We start from the raw sequence: 17,242 nt of genomic DNA, 5'->3' as shown, positions 1-17,242 counted from the left end.
GAGTCTGCTCAGTACAGGGTGAACTCGACTCGGTCCAGACCACCTTCGAAGGGGAACACGTGCGGGAAGTCACCGACCGGTGACCCGGTGGTCTCGCCGATGTCGAAGGTCTCGTCGATAGAGAAGAATCCGCGCGGAGTCCGTTCGGTCCGGCCGCTGTCCAGTTCGATGCCGTCGACCGACAGTGTGATCGTGGCGCCCTGACCGAATCCGCCACCGTCATAGTCGAGATGCACCTCGAGAACCCGCCTGCCGGCGGCGAGCGGTTGTGCTCCGGCGAGGTGGACGGTGCCGGCCTCGAAAGCGCGGTAGACGAGCTCGGGCCGGCCGTCCTCGGTCACGAAAAGCGCCCAGCCGCCGGTATTTCCCCCCATGGTGGCGAGCACGCCGCGACAGCCTTGCTCGGGTACGTCGACGTAGGCATGCATCCGCCACGATCGGGCGCGCAACGACGGACCGTTGGTCTCCGGGATCCCGATCGCGCCACGGCGATATATGAACCGCGTCCGGTCGCCCGCGAGATTGGGCATCGGCGCGCGGCTGATCCGGGCGTCGCGCAGCGGCAGAATCTGCACCCGGCCGGCTTCCCGCAGGAATCGCTGCTGCAGCTCGGCGAGCTTCTCCGGTGCGGTCGCTGCCAGGTCGTGGGCCTGGCTGAAGTCGCGGGTCGTGTCGTAGAGCTCCCAGATGTCGTCCTCGAACGATGCGTCGATCGGTGGCAGTCCGACCGTCCACGGCATTCCGGCTCGGTGGAACGCGGAGGCGATCCACCCTTCGTGATACAGCGAACGGTGCCCGAACACTTCGAAGTACTGTGTCGTGTGCCGCTCGGGCGCCTCGGCGTCGGCGAAGCTGTAGACCAGGCTGGTCCCGTCCATCGGCGCCTGCTCCACTCCGTCCACCATCTTCGGCGCCTCGATCCGGGCCGCCTCGAGAATCGTCGGCACGATGTCGTTGACGTGTCCGAACTGGGTACGCAGACCACCGGCATCGGTGATCCCCGCCGGCCACGACACCACCATCGGGTTCCGGGTCCCGCCGAAGTGCGAGGCGACCTGCTTGACCCACTGGAACGGCGAGGTCATCGCCCACGCCCACCCGGCCGGATACTGCGGATAGGACTTCTTACCGCCGATCTCGTCGAGCCGCTCCAGCTGCGTCTGCAACGGTTCGGGCATCCCCTGGAGTGCGCCGAAGTAGTTGATGCTTCCGGCCACGCCTCCCTCGGCGCTGCTTCCGTTGTCCCCGACCACATAGACGAACAGGGTGTTGTCGTACCGGCCACTGTCCTTCAGGGCGGCGACGAGCCGGGCGATCTGTACGTCGGTGTGTTCGAGGAAGCCCGCGTAGACCTCCATCATCCGCTCGGCAACCTGTTTCTCGCCGTCGCTCAGCGCTTCCCACGCCGGGAGCTCGTCGGGTCGCGGCGTCAGCTCGGTGTCCGGCGGCGCGATCCCGAGGTCCTGCTGTCGGGCCAGGATCTCCTCGCGTACGGCGTCCCAGCCCTGCGCGAATCGGCCGCGGTACTTCGCGGAGAACTCCTCCGGCACATGCAACGGCGCGTGCGTCGCCCCCGGCGCGAGGTACATCAGGAAGGGCCGGTCCGGTGCCACCGACTGCTGCATCCTCATCCAGTCGATCGAGCGATCGACCAGATCTTCGGTCAGGTGATAGTCGTCGCCGGCGGGCCGGTGCACCGGCGTGGTCCCGGAGTAGAGCGTCGGCTCGTACTGGTGGGTCTCGCCACCGAGGAACCCGTAGAACGTCTCGAAGCCCCGGCCGGTCGGCCACCGATCGAAGGGGCCGATCTGGGAGCTCTCCCATGCCGGAGCCAGATGCCACTTGCCGAAGCAGGCCGTACTGTAGCCGTTCTTCTTCAACACGGTGGCGATCGTGGCCGTGCTGTCGCGCAGCAGTCCGTCGTAGCCAGGGTCGGTGTTGGCGCTGTTCATCACGGTGCCCACGCCGGTGACGTGCGGGTCGCGGCCGGTCAGCAGCGACGCTCGCGTCGGTGAACAGATCGCCGTCGTGTGAAAGCGGTTGTAGCGCAACCCCTCTGCGGCCAGTTCTGCGATCGCCGGCGTCTCGACCGGCCCACCGAAGGGTGCCGACGCCCCGAAGCCGACGTCGTCGAGCAGTACCAGTACGACGTTGGGCGCCCCTTCGGGCGCACACGGCAGGCTGGGCCCGGTGCTCTGATTCATCTGCTCGTTTCCTCTCGTGACAGGCGCAGTGGTCACGGTTGCGTGGGTGCGAAGGCAGCCAGCGGCTCGGACCCGGACCAATCGTGGCCCCAGTAGGAGTCGGCGGTGATTTCCTCGGCGGTGTACCAGTTCTCGTCGACGAGCATCCCGTCACAGCCGTACTCGATATCCCAGCCGCCGGGTGCGCGGACGTAGAAGGACACCATTTTGTCGTTGGTGTGGCGGCCCAGGGTCGACGACAGCGAGAAGCCGGCCCTGCCGACATTGTCGAGGGCACGGCCCACCGCATCGAGGGAGTCCACCTCGACCATCAGATGGATCACGCCCGGCGCACCGCCGCGCGGCGCAGGGCAGATCGCCAGACTGTGGTGGCGCTGATTGACGCCCAGGAATCGGATGCGTGCCGAGGACCCGTCCTCGGCGGGAGCGCCGACCTTCATGGCACCCCGGGGAAGGAAACCCAGCACCTCGGTATAGAACGAGACGGTGTCCTCCATTGCCGTCGTCGGCAGGACGACATGGCCGAGCCCGCACCGGCCGGTGACGAACTTCTGCCCGGAACCGGTCAGCACCGGCGAGTGGTTCAGTACAGGGCCGAAGAACACCTCCACGGTCACGCCCGCGGGGTCGGTGAACGTGAGTGCCTGCTCCACCGCCCGATCCGCGGCCTCGCCGGCCGAGAGCATCTTGACCGGAACCCCCGAAGCCTCGACCGCTCTGCCGACCGTGGCCAGGGCGAACTGATCGCGCACCTCCCAGCCGACGGCGAGCACCTCGTCCGTGTCACCGGGCAGCACGATCACCCGGGCGCTACGTTCGTCCATCCGCAAGTAGAGCCCGTCCGGATCAGGGCCGCTTCCCTCCGCGAAGCCGAGCGCACCTACTGTCAGTTCGCGCCAACGCTCGATGTCGGTGGCCTGCACCTTGAGATATCCGAGTCCGCGAAGCTCAGTCATTGCATCGTCCTGTCCTGTCGAGAGTGAGGAGGCACCGGCCGGATCAGATCATCGAGCGCATCGGACCGGCCGGCGGCTCGACGTCGAGGTTGGTCAGCGCCGACGCGTGGAAGACCGAGCCCGGCGTATGGATGGCGTGCACCATGCCCATGTGCGCGTCGCGCCAGAAACGCTGGATCGGGTTACTCCTACGCATCCCGTTTCCGCCGGAGCGATTGACGATCTCGTCGACCGCTCGCACCGCGCGCCATGCGGCCTGGACCTGGATCCGGCGGCCCACGGCCCGCTCCTCGAACGTCGAGGCGATTCCGGCTTCGGCCCGATCGTAGAAACGGCAGATGTTGTCGATCAGTGCCGTGCGGGAGGCAGAGATTTCGGCGGCGGCCTCGCTCACCGCGTAGAGCACGTACGGGTCGTCTTTGATCTTCGTGCCGGTGATCTGAGTGCGGCCTTTCTGGTACGCGAGATGGTGCGCGAGCGCCCCTTCCGCGATCCCGATCACCGCGGCGGTGATGCCCAGTGGGAAAGCCTGCGAGAACGGCACATGGTAGAGCGTGTTCGTCAGTCCCGCCGTCCTGGCTGCGGAACCGTCGGAGATCCTGTTGAACTCGACCACCCGGTAGTCGGGGACGAAGGCATTCTCGACGATGACGTCCTTGCTCCCGGTGCCCTCGAGCCCGACCACATCCCATGAGCCCTCGACGATCTCGTAGTCCGAGCGCGGCAGAATCACGTGGTACTGCACCGGCGGCATCAGCGCTTTGCCCTCTTCGTCGCCGAGCATCGCGCCCAGGAAGATCCAGTCGCAGTGGTCGGTTCCCGACGAGAACTGCCAGTGCCCGTTGAAGATATAGCCGCCGTCGACGGGCCGAACCACTCCCATCGGTGCGTACGGCGAGGCTATCCAGGTATCGGGGTTCTCACCCCAGATCTCGTCTTTCACCCGCTCGTCGGCCATCGCCAGCTCCCAGGGGTGTACGCCGACGATGCCGGCGACCCAACCGGTCGAGCCGTCGAGGGCGGCGATCTTCATGACCGTCTCCGCGAAGTCGCGGGGATGGGTTTCGAAGCCACCGTGGGACTTCGGCTGCAGCATCCGGATCACGCCGGCCTCGCGCACGATCTTTGCCGCCTGGTCGTCGAGCCGTCCCAGCTCTTCGTTCGCCGGACCGAGCGCCGCGATCTGCTCGGCTGATTTCATCACTGTGTCGAGCACCTGATGGCTCATCCTCGTCCTCGTTCTCCTCGTGCGGTTGTCCGGAATCCGGGTGCGCTCGTCGTGGTCGACCAGCTGGTGCGGTTGGATCACGGTCGCAAACCCCCCACCCCGACGTAGACGAGCTCCCGCCCAACGGGATCGAGCGATGAGCTGCGAGGCACTCACTCGCCACAACTCATCCGAGCCCGATCACTGAGCGGGATCGCCCGGCATACCGGCACGAGTTCTGCCGTGATCGGCACACCGGTGTCACCGCCGAGCTCGGGTCGGCGGTGACTGTCCATCCGGTGCAGTCACCGCACCGGGCAACTACTCACGCCGACGACGCCGCGGTCTGCCGCTCGGCGATATTGGCAGCGACCTCGGCACGCCACGCCGCGACCGCCTTGGTGGTATCGATCTCGAACTCGAATCGGTCGGTCATTTCCGGGGTGACATCTGCGACGTCGACGTAGAACTGCTGGTACCAGCGCCGCAGTTGGTAGACCGGACCGTCCTCCTCGCACAGCAGCGGGTTGTCGATCCGGGTCTTGTTGCGCCAGATCTCCACGTCCTGCATGAACCCGGCCAGAATGCCTTCGCCGGTCTTCTGTGCACCGGCCTCGGCCTCCTCGGCGCTCATCCCGGGGCGGCGCTTGACCCTGAGGCCGAAATGCAGCATGAAACTGTTGTTGTCGATCGGGTAATGCGCGTTGATGAGGACCGACGGGTTCTCCCCGTCCTCGAATTGGTGGCCGAGGTAATCGATCATGAAGGAAGGGCCGAAGTAGGCCGCCTCGGAAGTGGTGCCGATGAGCTTCGGCGCGTCGGCGTCGCGCGCCTCGTCCACCTGGTGCATGACATCTTCCCGTTGCACACCATCGTAATACTGTGTGGCCACGTGGCCTTCGAAGACGTTCTTGAAGTACGTCGGAAAACCCTTGTGCACGTAGAAGAAGTGCGCCATGTCCACGACGTTGTCGATCACCTCACGGGCATTGGTGTGCACCACCATCTCGTTCCACACCCAGTCGGTCCACTCGCCGTCATCGAATGTGCTGATCACCGGGATGGTCACCGCTGCCGGCGGTGGGTTGTTTTCGGGATCGTTCCACACGAAGAGCATGCCGTCCTGCTCGAGGGTGGGCCAGGTCGCGGTGCGGGCCAGTGGCGGAACCCGTCGCGCGTAAGGGATCTGCTTACAGCGACCGTCTCCGCCCCACCGCCAGTCGTGGAACGGACACGCGATCTCGTTGCCCTTGACCGTGCCCTGCGACAGGTCACCACCCATGTGGCGGCAATACGCATCGAGCACGTTCATCGTGCCGTCCGCACCGGTGAACACCACCAGCTTCCGTCCGAAAGCCCGAATCGAGTGCGGCTGCCCGTCACGGAAGCTCCTCACCAGACCCAGACAATGCCAACCCCGCGCAAAACGCGTCTCTATGTCCGCAGCCTCGATGCTGCGGACCTCATCCGAATGAAGCTCGGAAACGGACATGTCAGCCACCCTCCTGTTTTCGTGCGCACGATTCGCAACCTGCGCCTGCGCTCGTCCGAGAACCGTAGAAGCCGTGGGAGCGGCGCAGGGCCCGCAATCTCGAGGGTCGAGATTGCAGGCCCTGCCTGTTCCCCGGAGCTGACTCGGGGCACGGGAAATCGTCCCGGTCGGTGAGAGTCCCGGTGTCGTTCAGTCGGCGTCGTTGATCATCCCGGCGCCGACGGTGACCCCGGTGGCCTCGTCGATGAGAATGAACGACCCCGTGGTCCGGTTCTTCGAATACGGATCGCACAGCAGCGGCACCGTTGTCCGCAGCTTCACCCGGCCGATCTCGTTCAGTCCGAGCTCGCCGGTGTCCAGGTCGCGGTGCAGTGTGTTCACATCGAGGCGATAGCCGATGTCCTTCACCACGGCTCGTCCGGTGCGGGTGGTGTGCTTGATGGCCAACTTCCGGCCTGCACGCAGCGGGTTGTTGGTCATCCAGCAGACCATGGCGTCGATGTCCTGGGACGGCTTCGGCGCGTTGTTCGCTCTGGCGAGCATGTCGCCACGGGAGACGTCGACGTCATCAGTGAGCCGCACGGTGACCGACATGGGAGGGAAGGCTTCGTCGATCTCGTTGTCGTACAGCTCGATCGAGGCAACCTTCGACGTCATGCCGCTGGGCAGCACGATCACGTCGTCGCCCTTCTTCAGCACTCCGCCCGCCAGCTGCCCGGCATAGCCGCGGTAGTCGTGGAAGTCGTCGGATTTGGGCCGGATCACGTACTGCACCGGGAATCTGGACGTCACCAGGTCGCGATCGGAGGCGACATGAACGTTCTCCAGGTGATGCATCAGCGACGGACCCTCGTACCAGTTCATGTTGTCCGAGCGGGCGACAACGTTGTCGCCCCGCAGGGCGGACAGCGGGATGACCGTCAGGTCGGGGATGTTGAGTTTGGTGGCGAAGGAGGTGAACTCCTGTTGGATCCTCACGAACACCTCTTGGTCGTAGTCGACCAGGTCCATCTTGTTGACCGCGAGCACGAGGTGCGGGACGCGCAGCAGCGACAGCAGCACCGCATGACGTCGCGACTGTTCGGTCAGGCCCTGGCGGGCGTCGACCAGTACGAGACCGAGGTCGGCGGTCGAAGCGCCGGTGACCATGTTGCGCGTGTACTGCACATGGCCCGGGGTGTCGGCGATGATGAATTTGCGTGCGGGCGTGGCGAAGTAGCGGTACGCCACATCGATCGTGATGCCCTGCTCACGCTCCGAGCGGAGTCCGTCGGTGAGCAGCGCCAGGTCGGTGTAGTCGTAGCCCTTGTCCTGGCTGGTGGCCGCCACGGCCTCCAACTGGTCCTCGAAGATCGACTTGGAGTCCAGCAGCAGCCGCCCGATCAGGGTCGACTTGCCGTCATCGACAGAGCCTGCGGTCGCGAACCGCAGCAGGTCCATGGAACGTTCGGCGTCCGGAGTTTCGTCATCGGCACGGGACATCAGAAGTAGCCCTCCTTCTTGCGGTCTTCCATCGCTGCCTCGGAGAACCTGTCGTCGCCCCGAGTGGCGCCCCGCTCGGTGACCCGAGCGACGGCGATCTCGTCGATGATCTTGTCGATCGTGTCGGCCTCGGACTCGACGCAACCGGTGAGTGTCATATCGCCGACCGTCCGGAAACGGACGGTGCGTGTCTCGACCTGCTCGCCGGCGCGCGGCCGGACGGCGTCGGAAGCCGAGAGCAGCATGCCGTCACGCGCGATGACCTCACGCTCGTGGGCAAAGTAGATCGAGGGAATCTCGATATTCTCCCGGCCGATGTAGTGCCAGATGTCGAGCTCGGTCCAGTTCGATATCGGGAAGATCCGCATATGCTCACCGGGATGGATCCGCCCGTTGTAGAGACTCCACAGCTCGGGGCGCTGCAGCTTGGGATCCCACTGGCCGAACTCGTCGCGGTGTGAGTAGACCCGTTCTTTCGCGCGGGCCTTTTCCTCGTCTCGACGGCCACCACCGAACGCAGCGGTGAAGCCTTCGGTCTCCAATGCGTTCAGCAGCGTGCCGATCTGCATCCGGTTGCGGCTGGTTTTACCGTCGTCGACGACCACTCCCTTCGCGACGGCGTCGTCGACACTCGCCACGATCAGGCGAAGACCCAGCCGCTTGATCCAGTTGTCTCTCGAGTCGAGCACTTCGGGAAAGTCGAATCCGGTGTCCACCTGCAGAATCGGGAACGGCAACTTCGCGGGAAAGAAGGCTTTCTCGGCGAGCCGGAGCATCACGATGGAGTCCTTGCCGCCGGAGAACATCAGCACCGGCTTCTCGAACTCGGCCGCGACCTCGCGGAAGATGTGGATCGATTCCGCCTCCAGCTGGTCGAGGTGACTCAGCCGATAGCCGGATTTAACGGTGGTCATGGATTCGGCCCTTTCACTTGCTGTCGACATATGCCGCCGAGAACGCGCGGTCCGTATGTCACTGCCACGGCCCGGAGGATCGCCGTGTTGCCGAACGCTAGTTCGGCCCCTGTGACCGGCTCCACGACATCTCAGTGATCGAGACGGCGGCGCGAGAAGTGATGGGCGACACATAACGTCACGATCTCGACCACGGGTACACAGGGGCCGAAGGAGACGGAGTGACATGAACCGGTTCGAAGGCAGGAACGTTCTCATCACGGGTGCATCGGCCGGTATCGGCCGCGCCACCGCAGCACGCTTCGTCACCGAAGGAGCGACCGTCTTCGGTCTCGGTCGCAGCACCACCAACCTCGCAGAGACCGGAAAACTCGTCTCGGACCCTGCCCGATTCGGTTCACATTACGTCGACATGCTCGATGACACCTCGATCGTCGACGCTGTACAGGCGGCCGGCGAGTATCTCGACGGCCGCATCGACATCGTCTGCAATATCGCCGGCGTCACTGTCCGGACCCCTATCGAGGACTTCGATCCCGACGTGGCACGCAACATCAACCAGGTGAACTTCATCGGCCCGCTGCGGCTGATCAATCAAGCGCTGCCGTACGTCCCGGACAACAGCTCGATCATCAACATCTGCTCGAGTTCGGGCACTCAGGCGGTCCCGACGATGGCGGCATACGCCGGTTCCAAAGCCGCACTGGTCTCGGCATCGTTCACGCTCGCAGTCGAACTCGCGCCCCGGCGCATCCGCGTCGTGCCGATTTCCCCCTCCGGTGTGCAAACCAAAATGATGTGGGAGATCTGGGAGCAGGTGAAGCTGTACGAGGGCGACTGGTATTCACGCCTGATCCACCTGTGGGGTCAGGAAGAGTCCGGCAACGCCGCCGACATGGCGGGATTCATCGCCTTCGCAGCCTCCGACGAGGCGAAGTACTGGAATGCGTCCGAGATCCGTGTCGACGGCGGAGCTCGCGCGTCGTTCTGAGGCGATCCCGCGGGGCTGCCCCGGGTCGGCATCAGGCGCCGCCCCGGGGCGGTGGGCGTCAGGCGTCGACCGCGGGCAGCTTACGTCCGTGTGCGGCCAGAAAGTGCACGGTCAGTTCGGGCGGTTCCGTTGTCGGAGTGACTGTCTCGTAGATCCGGAAGTAGCCGGTCTCGATGATCTGCCAGAGGCCGCCCGTCTTCAGATACTTGTCGGTGTAGATCGCGGTGCCGGTAGTGGTGGACTTGTTGCGGAGGCTGATCGCGATATCGGAGAGGTACCACTTCCCGGTCGCTTCGGTCTCGCTGAGGATGTCGATCTCGGGGTGGTGCCCGTTGTGCTGTCCGACGAACTCCGAGTTGAAGGAGTTGGCAATCATCTCGAGGTAATCGTCGCGATTATCGAATTCGAGGTTGTAGTGCCCGCCGACCATCTTCGAGCGCAACTGCGGATGCAGCAGATCGCGGAGCTCGGTCAGGTTCGCGGTATCGATGCACCGAAAGTAGGCGTGTTTGACGCGCTTGATCGCCTCGATGTCCTTCAGGATCCGGATATCGTTACGTAGCTGCTCGATCTCGGCGGCGTTCCGGTCGGCCATAAATTCTCTCATTTCCCGGTCCGAGGACCGTCGGTTGGTGGTGAGTCGAGTCAGCCGGCACGAGGGTGGGCTCTCGGTCCGAGATGTTCGTTCACATAGTCCGTGAACCTCGCGTCCACCTCGGATTCCGTCAATCCGAAATCGGACAGTGAGTAGTGATGAACCGGCCGGCGCTCGCCCGCCTTGCTCTGTTCGTGACTCGCGGCGACGGCGTCGCGCACGTCCTGGCTCAGCGGCAAGTCGAACTGCTGGTAGATCGCCTCCACGATGCCGGGCGCATCGGCCACGAAGTCCTCGTAATGCACATCGATGAACTGAGCGGAGTCGTAGCGCTGCCGTGCCTCGAGGAAGGCCTGCGCTCCGCGCGCCCACAGGTCCAGGCAGTCGCGACCGACCACGTCGGCGGTGAACAGCGTCGAGGTACCCGCACTGGCATTCCGGTTCAGGCTGCTCACCGAGGCCACGATGGTGCGGGGATGACGGTGCGTCGCGATAACCAGGGCGTCGGGGTAGGTGGCCATCAGAGCGTCGAGGCCGAACAGATGGCTGGGACTCTTCAACACCCAGCGGCGATCTCGATCATTCAGGCCGATGATCCGGAGCATGTCGCGGTGGGCCTCGTAGGCCGGGGCCATATCGCGCGCGGCGAGCCATTCGGAGTATCCCGGCAGGTGCGCGGTGTTCTGGAATGCGATCGACCGCATCGACAGCCGCTCCGCCCGCCAGCACTCCTCGACCATGTCCGCGGACATGAAGTGCATGCCCCGCATCGTCGGATTGGCCTCGTGCAGCACCTCGAGCGCCTCCTGCATGCGCCGATGGTCCGGGTGGCCGGCCCAGGCCGATTTCGGCGGGCGAGGTTGCGGCGCCTCGGTCAACCAATGCTCCAACCCCTGGTGGGCGGGGTCGAGACACAGCAGCCGATGCAGCGCCGTGGTCCCGGTACGCGGGAGGCCGGTGACGAAGATGGGCCGCCTGATCGCGAGGTCGGCAGCCTTCGGCCGGCGAGTGTAGGCCTGCCGGAGACGAAGCCTGGTCTCCAGCACGGTCTCCAGCATGGCGCGGGTGCGCACTGTGCCGGCCTCGGTGAGACCGGCGTCGTGGACGTAGCTGTCCATCAGCACCTGCATCGCCTCGCGGTAGGCGGGGTCACCGAAGTCGTCGAGACCCGTTCTGGCAGATGCTGTTTCATGAAGGTCGTCGACAGTCCCGAGGGTCGTCATCGCAGTGGTCCTTTCCGGCGAGCGCTCTCGCGGCGATGTCAGTGGTGGGTGTGCCCGCAGTTCACATCGAGGCACTGCCCGGAGATCCCGCTCGCCATATCCGAGGTGAGGAAGACCGCGGCATCCGCGATCTCATCGGTGGTCGGCAGCCGTCGCAGATCCGTTCCGGCAGCCACCTCCTCGTAGACCGACTCGGGCGCAGTGCCGTGGGCGGCGGCCTGACGCTCGAAGGCGCGGCGGACTTTGTGGCCCCAGATATATCCCGGCGCAACGGAGTTCACCCGGACGCCGCTCGGCCCGAGTTCCACCGACAGGCTACGGGCCGCGGCGAGCAAGGCCGCCTTGTCCATCCGGTAGGCACCGAACCCCGGCAGCTGGTTACGCAGCACCATCGAGTTGACCAGGACGACGGATCCGTTGTTCTCCGACAATGTCTCGGCGAGCAATTGCACCAGCCCGACCGAGGCGAGCACGTTGACGTCGGTCCACCCGCGGATCGCGTCGAGGTCGGTATCCAGCAGCCGCTCCTGCGGAGGCTGCACGAACGCGCTGTTGATCAGCCCGTCCACCTTGCCGAAACGAGCCAGGCTGCGCCGCACCAACTCCGATCGCGACGCCGCGTCGGCCAGGTCGGCCGGAACCGACAACGCCGTGCGCCCGAGCGCCTCCACCTCGGTGGCGACACCTTCGAGGCGTGACTCGGTGCGCGCCGCGAGGACGACATCGGCGCCCGCCTGTGCGCATCGCACTGCCATCGATCGACCCAGGTCGGGGCCGACACCACACACCATGACCACTTTGCCCTCGAGCAGACGGGGCACTTCCGGACGGATACTCATCGGACCTCGATTTCAACGTTGTGACGGGACATATAGTCCTCGAACGGTTTTCGTACCTGCTCGGGCTCGGCACCGAAGTGGCCGCGCAGGTCGTAGACGATGCGGCCGTCCCTGCCCTGAGCGTTGTTGTCGATGAAGGACTGGATCTCGTCGCGGGCCCGGTCGGTGAGCTCGATCCCCGCCGAGTCGTACACCGCTCGCACGGCACTCCAGTTGTCGTCGACCATATCGTGGTAGCGCACGTCGACGACCTGGTTCTCGACCAGGTGCCGATCACGCAACCCGGCCGCGAGAAGCCGGTGACTCAGGTCCCGCCAGTAGTCGAGGTGCCCGCCGTAATCGATCTCGTGCTGCCAGCACCTGGCCATATACGAGTGCATGGTGGCCTGCGAGACGACCGACCCGACCGGGTCGCGGTGCGTCTCGACGAGTACGGCGTCGGGGAACACCTGCAGCAACGCCGGGATGTTCTCGATGTGGGCCGGATACTTGGTGAGCCAGCGCTCGCCCGGCCGGAACCAGGTCATCACCTGCATGCACAACTTCTGGAACTCGTAGTGCTGCACCTGATCGTGTTGCAGGTAGTAGTCACGCCACGATGCCGCATGCTGCATGAGGTGCTCGGGGTAGTAGCCGGAGAAGTCCGCGGCGTGAATCTCGATGTCCTCCTCGATCCGCCACGGGTCCATCGGATGCCACGACTTGATGTACGGGTTGGCGGTCTGTGCGGCCGCGAAGGCAGCGGCCGTGGCCCGATATCGCGGATCGATGCCGTCAGGTCCCGCGCCGTCCCCGCGGTGGGGCACCATCTGATTCAGCTCCCACAGCGGCGCAGCGCGGAAACGCGAGTCCGCCGCCAGCAAGTTGACCAGGTGTGACGTCCCACTGCGCGGCAGGCCGATCACCATCACCGGCGCATCGATCGCTATCTCCCGGACTTCGGGATGCCGGGCGGCGAAGTCGTGGACCCGCATCCGGTTCGCCAAGAATTTGATCGATAGTGCCAGCATCGAAACTCGCGCCAGTTCGGTCCGATTCGGCTCGTGTGCCACATCGATCCAGACCTGCAGACGTTCGGCCCAGCCGTTGTCGGGGCCGGGGTCGGTCAGGCCGGTCCGGGCCCGGGCTCCGGCCAGAACCGCGTCCACGCTGTAGTCCGCGGGATCGGCTTCGGCGAACTCCACCAGCTGTCGCTGTGCGGGGGTCAGCTTCGGAGCCAGCAGGTCGTCGAATCGCAACTCCACCATGCTGTTTCCTCCTCTTCGATCACTTGGTCAGATAAACGCCGCGGAGGTCGGCGACCCCGCCGTTGACCGACGCCAGATCGTCGAGGCCCTTGACCTTCGGGCTCGACATGAAGCCACCCACGCCCTGCCACAGCGGCGCGTACAGCGCATTCGTGGTGGCATGGTCGATGATCTTGCCGATTGCCGCGGCCCGGTCCTGCTCGCTCATCGTCGAGTTGTCCAGACCGGTCGCCATCTCGGCGATCTCCGCATTGCCGCCCGGGGTCCAGGCCGGGTTGACGAACAACCGCTGCAGCCACGAATAGGGGTCGATCGACGGCATGGACATGTACATGAGTTCAGCGTCCGACTGGCCCTGGCTCCACTGAGTGACCAGCGTGTAGACGTCCACGTTGCGCAACTCCACCTTGATGCCGACGGCTGCCAGATTCGCCTGAACTGCCTGCGCCACATCGCGGAGACTGCCGACATTGGCGACCGCGATCTCACCGCCGTCGATGCCGTCGGCGTAGCCGGCCTCCGCGAGGAGTTGCTCGGCCTTGGCCGGGTCGAACCGGTAGCTGTCCTCGCGGGCTTGGTCGAAACCGGGGAGCCCGTCCGGCCAGGGCTGCACTCGTGTGGCGGTGTCCGGCATGAACGCGTCGACCAGCGACTTGCGGTCGATGGCGTAGTTCACCGCTGCACGAACCTTCGGGTCGTTGAACGGCTTGCGGGTCCGGTTGAAGTTGATGCCGGTCATGTTCAGCACGCCACCCATCACCGTGTGCTGCAACCTTCCGGTGTCGATCTGCGTCTGGAAGCGTTCGGTGGTGCTGCTCCACACGATCAGGTCGGCCTGGCCGGCTGTGAGTGCATTGCTCATCGCATCGGCATTGCCGAAGGTATCGATCGAGACGGTGGCCGGTTTGCCGGTCGCGTCGTCCCAGATGCCGCCGTTGTCCGTGCGCCGCTTGTAGGTGACCCGCTGGCCCGGCTGGAACGAGTCGACCACATACGCACCGGTGCCGACGGGATGGCCGGCCAGATCGTTGCCGGCGAGTGCCTTCGGAGAAATCATCAGCCCACCGAGTGTGCTGCTGAGAGTGGACAGCACCGTCGTGCTCGGCTCCTCGAGGTCGAGTCGCACCGTATCCGGCGAAACCACTTCGACCGCCGTGATGCCGGCGACGTTCGCCTGCAGCGCACTGCCCGACGCCGCCTTCGAGTATTCGATATTGGCCTTCACCGCAGCGGCGTCGAAAGGAACGCCGTCGCTGAATGTCACGCCGTGACGCAGAGTCAGCGTGAGCGCCTTACCGTCCGGGGAGAACTCCCACCCGGTCGCCAGCATCGGCGCGTACGTCGCCTTGTTCGTGATCTGGATGAGCCGGTCGTATACCGGCCACGTCGCGATCAGTAGCTGCGCGGGCTCCGCGGCCTGGGCGGGATCGAGCGACTGGGTGACCGGGTAGGCGATGCGCAGGCTCGCGCTTCTGTCCACCTCGTTGGAGCCACCGGGACCGACCGCGGCGCTGCCACACCCGGTGAGGAGGGCCGCAATGAGGACGGCACCGGCCACGAGAGCCGGCCACTTGCCTCCCCTGCTTCTGATCCTGTTCATTGCTGCCCTTTCCACCACGAGCCGGCTCGGACGACCGACAACATGGATCGAAGCTAGAAGCCCGATCACACCGGCTGCGGTGTGATCCCGGCCACTGAGACCGGGTGGTCGTCTCAGTGCGTGGCCATCACGACGCGACGCTGTTCTTCGGCACTGGGCCCGTCGGTGCGCTCGGCGAGGTCGATGCGAATCGTGTCGAGCACGCCTCGGTAGGCGTTGGCAGCCGACAGGGCGGCGTACTCCTCGGTCACCGGAGTGCCTCGGTCGCAGCCGATATCCATGGTTTCGTCCATGGAGAACATGAAACCGATCGTGGCGTCCAACCGGCCCGATCCGCAGAGTTCACCGTCGATCGTGATTCGTATGTCGGCGCCCTTGCCGACGCCCCCACCGTCATAGGTCAGCGACAGACCGACCACATGGTCACCCGCGGGCACCGCACGCTCACCGCGCACCCACGTTCGCGTGCCACCGAGATTGTGGCAGTAGACCGGCCGGCCACCGCTGATATAGAACGACCAGCCGCCGAAACGCCCGCCCTGAGCGATCAGGACGCCGTCGGCACCGTCTTCGGGGACGCTCACCCTGGCGGCGAGTGCGTAGGAGGTGTTCTTCATATCGGGTGCCACCCCCTCTCGCAGTCCGTGCATCGACGGCCGCAGCGTGATCGAACGACGGCTGCCCATCACGTCGGGGTGCGGCGCGGCGGCCGGGTCGAACCGTTCCTGCATCCGATCATCGAGCGGAAGCACCTGGTAACGAGCGGCCTCCACCAGGAACTTCGCCTGCAGCTCGGCGAGCTTGTCCGGATGCTGCTCGGCAACGTCGCGTGCTTGGGTCCAGTCGGCCCTGGTGTCGTACAGCTCCCACACGTCCTCGGCGAACGGAATCGGAGGCGTGCGCGGCGTCGACCAGGGCATCTGATTGTGCCGCGCCGAGGCGACCCAGCCGTGGTCGTAGATACCGCGACTCCCGTGCACCTCGAAGTACTGCGTCGTATGCCGCTCGCCCGCTTCGGCATCGGCGAAGGTGTAGCCGAACGACGTACCCTCCATCGGCGCCTGCGGTACTCCGTCCACCACGTCGGGGACCGGGATCCCGGCGGCTTCGAGCACCGTGGGCGCCAAGTCCACACAGTGGTGCCATTGGTGCCGGATTTCGCCACCGCTGATGCGCTCGGGCCAGTGCACGATCATCCCGTTGCGGGTGCCGCCGTAATGCGAGGCGTACTTCTTCGACTGCTGGTACGGCGTATTCATCGCCAGCGCCCAACCCACCGGATAGTGCGGGTAGGTCATCGGACCCCCGAGCTCGTCGAGTTGTCCCAGCACGTCGGCGACCGGGGCCGGGAGGCGGTTGAGCGGGCGCACCAGATTGGCCGACCCGTACAGACCGCCCTCGGCGGCCGCGCCGTTGTCGCCGAGGATGTAGAAAACCACCGTGTTCTCGAGCCGGCCGAGCCGGTCGATCGTGTCGATCAGGCGGCCGATCTGAGCATCCATATGCTCGGCGAACTCCGCGTAGAGCTCCATCAACCGCTCGCAGACGGTGCGCTCGTCAGCGCCGAGGCTGTCCCAGTCCGGCACATCCGGATCGAAGTCGGGCAGGGTGGCGTCCTGGGGTACCAGGCCGAGTTCCTTTTGCCGGGCAAGAGTGCGTTCGCGCTGAGCGTTCCAGCCGTGCGCGAACTCGCCGCGGTAACATCCCCGCCACGACTCCGGTACGTGCAGCGGATCGTGGCAGGCACCGAAGCTCAGGTAGGTGAACCAGGGTCGGTCCGGCTCGAGCGAGCTGACGTTCTCGATCCACCCGGCCGCCTGGTCGACTAGATCCTCGGACAGGTGATAACCCTGCTCCGGAGTGCGGGGCGGCTCGATCGGTGTGAACCCGTCGACCAGAGCAGGTGTGAACTGATTGGTCTCGGCTCCGAGAAAACCGTAGAACCGGTCGAAGCCCTCGTTGAGTGGCCATCGGTCGAACGGGCCGGTCTCACCGACCTCCCACATCGGTGTCTGGTGCATCTTGCCGAACGCGCCGGTCAGATACCCGTTACCGGACAGGATTCGCGGCAGCGTGGCCATCGTGTCGGGCCGGATGCAGTCGTAACCGGGCGCGGAGGTAGCCATTTCCGGGACGGTGCCCATACCGGCACTGTGGTGGTTTCGCCCGCTCAGCATCGACACCCGGGTCGGCGCGCAGATCGATGTCGTGTGGAACCGGCTGTAGCTCAGTCCGCCGGCTGCCAGCCGTTCGGCGGTCGGCATCCGGCACGGACCGCCATATGCGGAGGAGGCACCGAAGCCCATATCGTCGACCAGCATCACCAGGACGTTCGGCGCCCCCTCCGGAGGCGACACCCGCTGCCGCACTGGGTAACCCGGATTCTGATGAGCACGGTCGACCGAGGGGGAAATCGTCGCGGCGGGTTCGGGAACGGGAAGGATTCGACGATTCATCGATGTTCTCCTGAGGCCTCGCACTCGTCGTCGTAT

Annotated in this window: 12 protein-coding genes and 1 pseudogene; 1 reads left to right on the top strand and 12 read right to left on the bottom strand. The window is 65.4% G+C overall.

Annotated elements, in window-relative coordinates; all coding sequences use genetic code 11:
* Positions 1 to 8 precede the first annotated feature (8 nt).
* From NV2_RS12980 to cysD, 6 genes and pseudogenes are all read right to left on the bottom strand, one after another.
* Complete coding sequence (locus tag NV2_RS12980; protein WP_067872502.1) at positions 9 to 2,204, bottom strand: arylsulfatase; 2,196 nt, start codon at positions 2,202 to 2,204, stop codon at positions 9 to 11.
* 32 nt (positions 2,205 to 2,236) lie between these two features.
* Positions 2,237 to 3,160: a VOC family protein gene (locus tag NV2_RS12975; protein ID WP_067872499.1), complete on the bottom strand. Its 924-nt coding sequence runs from the start codon at positions 3,158 to 3,160 to the stop codon at positions 2,237 to 2,239.
* A 43-nt stretch (positions 3,161 to 3,203) separates the two neighbouring features.
* The gene (locus NV2_RS12970; RefSeq protein WP_067872496.1) at positions 3,204 to 4,388 is read right to left on the bottom strand and encodes an acyl-CoA dehydrogenase family protein; all 1,185 of its coding nucleotides are present in this window, start codon (positions 4,386 to 4,388) and stop codon (positions 3,204 to 3,206) included.
* 304 nt (positions 4,389 to 4,692) lie between these two features.
* A complete protein-coding gene (locus NV2_RS12965) occupies positions 4,693 to 5,859 on the bottom strand; it encodes a 3-ketosteroid-9-alpha-monooxygenase, oxygenase component (protein WP_067872493.1) in 1,167 nt (388 codons plus the stop codon).
* A 204-nt stretch (positions 5,860 to 6,063) separates the two neighbouring features.
* Positions 6,064 to 7,299, bottom strand: a pseudogene (locus tag NV2_RS12960) (sulfate adenylyltransferase subunit 1); the annotation flags it as partial.
* A 41-nt stretch (positions 7,300 to 7,340) separates the two neighbouring features.
* Positions 7,341 to 8,285, bottom strand: a complete 945-nt coding sequence (gene cysD / locus NV2_RS12955; protein ID WP_210749249.1) for a sulfate adenylyltransferase subunit CysD — start codon at positions 8,283 to 8,285, stop codon at positions 7,341 to 7,343.
* A 196-nt stretch (positions 8,286 to 8,481) separates the two neighbouring features.
* Between cysD and NV2_RS12950 the strand changes: the two genes are divergently transcribed.
* Positions 8,482 to 9,246 (top strand): SDR family NAD(P)-dependent oxidoreductase, encoded by a 765-nt coding sequence (locus tag NV2_RS12950; RefSeq protein WP_067872483.1) that lies wholly within the window; start codon positions 8,482 to 8,484, stop codon positions 9,244 to 9,246.
* 58 nt (positions 9,247 to 9,304) lie between these two features.
* On the opposite strand, the gene NV2_RS12945 is transcribed toward NV2_RS12950, so the two are convergent.
* The 6 genes from NV2_RS12945 to NV2_RS12920 form a co-directional block, all read right to left on the bottom strand.
* A complete protein-coding gene (locus NV2_RS12945; RefSeq protein WP_067872480.1) occupies positions 9,305 to 9,841 on the bottom strand; it encodes a nuclear transport factor 2 family protein in 537 nt (178 codons plus the stop codon).
* A gap of 50 nt (positions 9,842 to 9,891) precedes the next feature.
* The gene (locus NV2_RS12940; RefSeq protein ID WP_067872478.1) at positions 9,892 to 11,064 is read right to left on the bottom strand and encodes a sulfotransferase family protein; all 1,173 of its coding nucleotides are present in this window, start codon (positions 11,062 to 11,064) and stop codon (positions 9,892 to 9,894) included.
* 38 nt (positions 11,065 to 11,102) lie between these two features.
* Positions 11,103 to 11,903: an SDR family oxidoreductase gene (locus NV2_RS12935; protein WP_067872473.1), complete on the bottom strand. Its 801-nt coding sequence runs from the start codon at positions 11,901 to 11,903 to the stop codon at positions 11,103 to 11,105.
* Positions 11,900 to 13,150 carry a sulfotransferase family protein gene (locus tag NV2_RS12930; protein ID WP_067872470.1) on the bottom strand — a complete coding sequence of 417 codons (1,251 nt, stop codon included), beginning with the start codon at positions 13,148 to 13,150 and terminating at the stop codon, positions 11,900 to 11,902. Before NV2_RS12930 ends, NV2_RS12935 begins: the two co-directional genes overlap by 4 nt.
* A 19-nt stretch (positions 13,151 to 13,169) precedes the next feature.
* A complete protein-coding gene (locus NV2_RS12925; RefSeq protein ID WP_084474488.1) occupies positions 13,170 to 14,750 on the bottom strand; it encodes an ABC transporter substrate-binding protein in 1,581 nt (526 codons plus the stop codon).
* 113 nt (positions 14,751 to 14,863) lie between these two features.
* Positions 14,864 to 17,206: an arylsulfatase gene (locus NV2_RS12920; protein ID WP_067872465.1), complete on the bottom strand. Its 2,343-nt coding sequence runs from the start codon at positions 17,204 to 17,206 to the stop codon at positions 14,864 to 14,866.
* Positions 17,207 to 17,242: the final 36 nt, after the last annotated feature.

Origin of the sequence: Nocardia vermiculata NBRC 100427 (assembly GCF_001613265.1) — a bacterium.
Taxonomy (GTDB): Bacteria; Actinomycetota; Actinomycetes; order Mycobacteriales; family Mycobacteriaceae; genus Nocardia; species Nocardia vermiculata.
The sequence above is the reverse complement of the archived record's forward strand: the minus strand, read 5'-3'. Positions and strand labels throughout refer to the sequence as shown.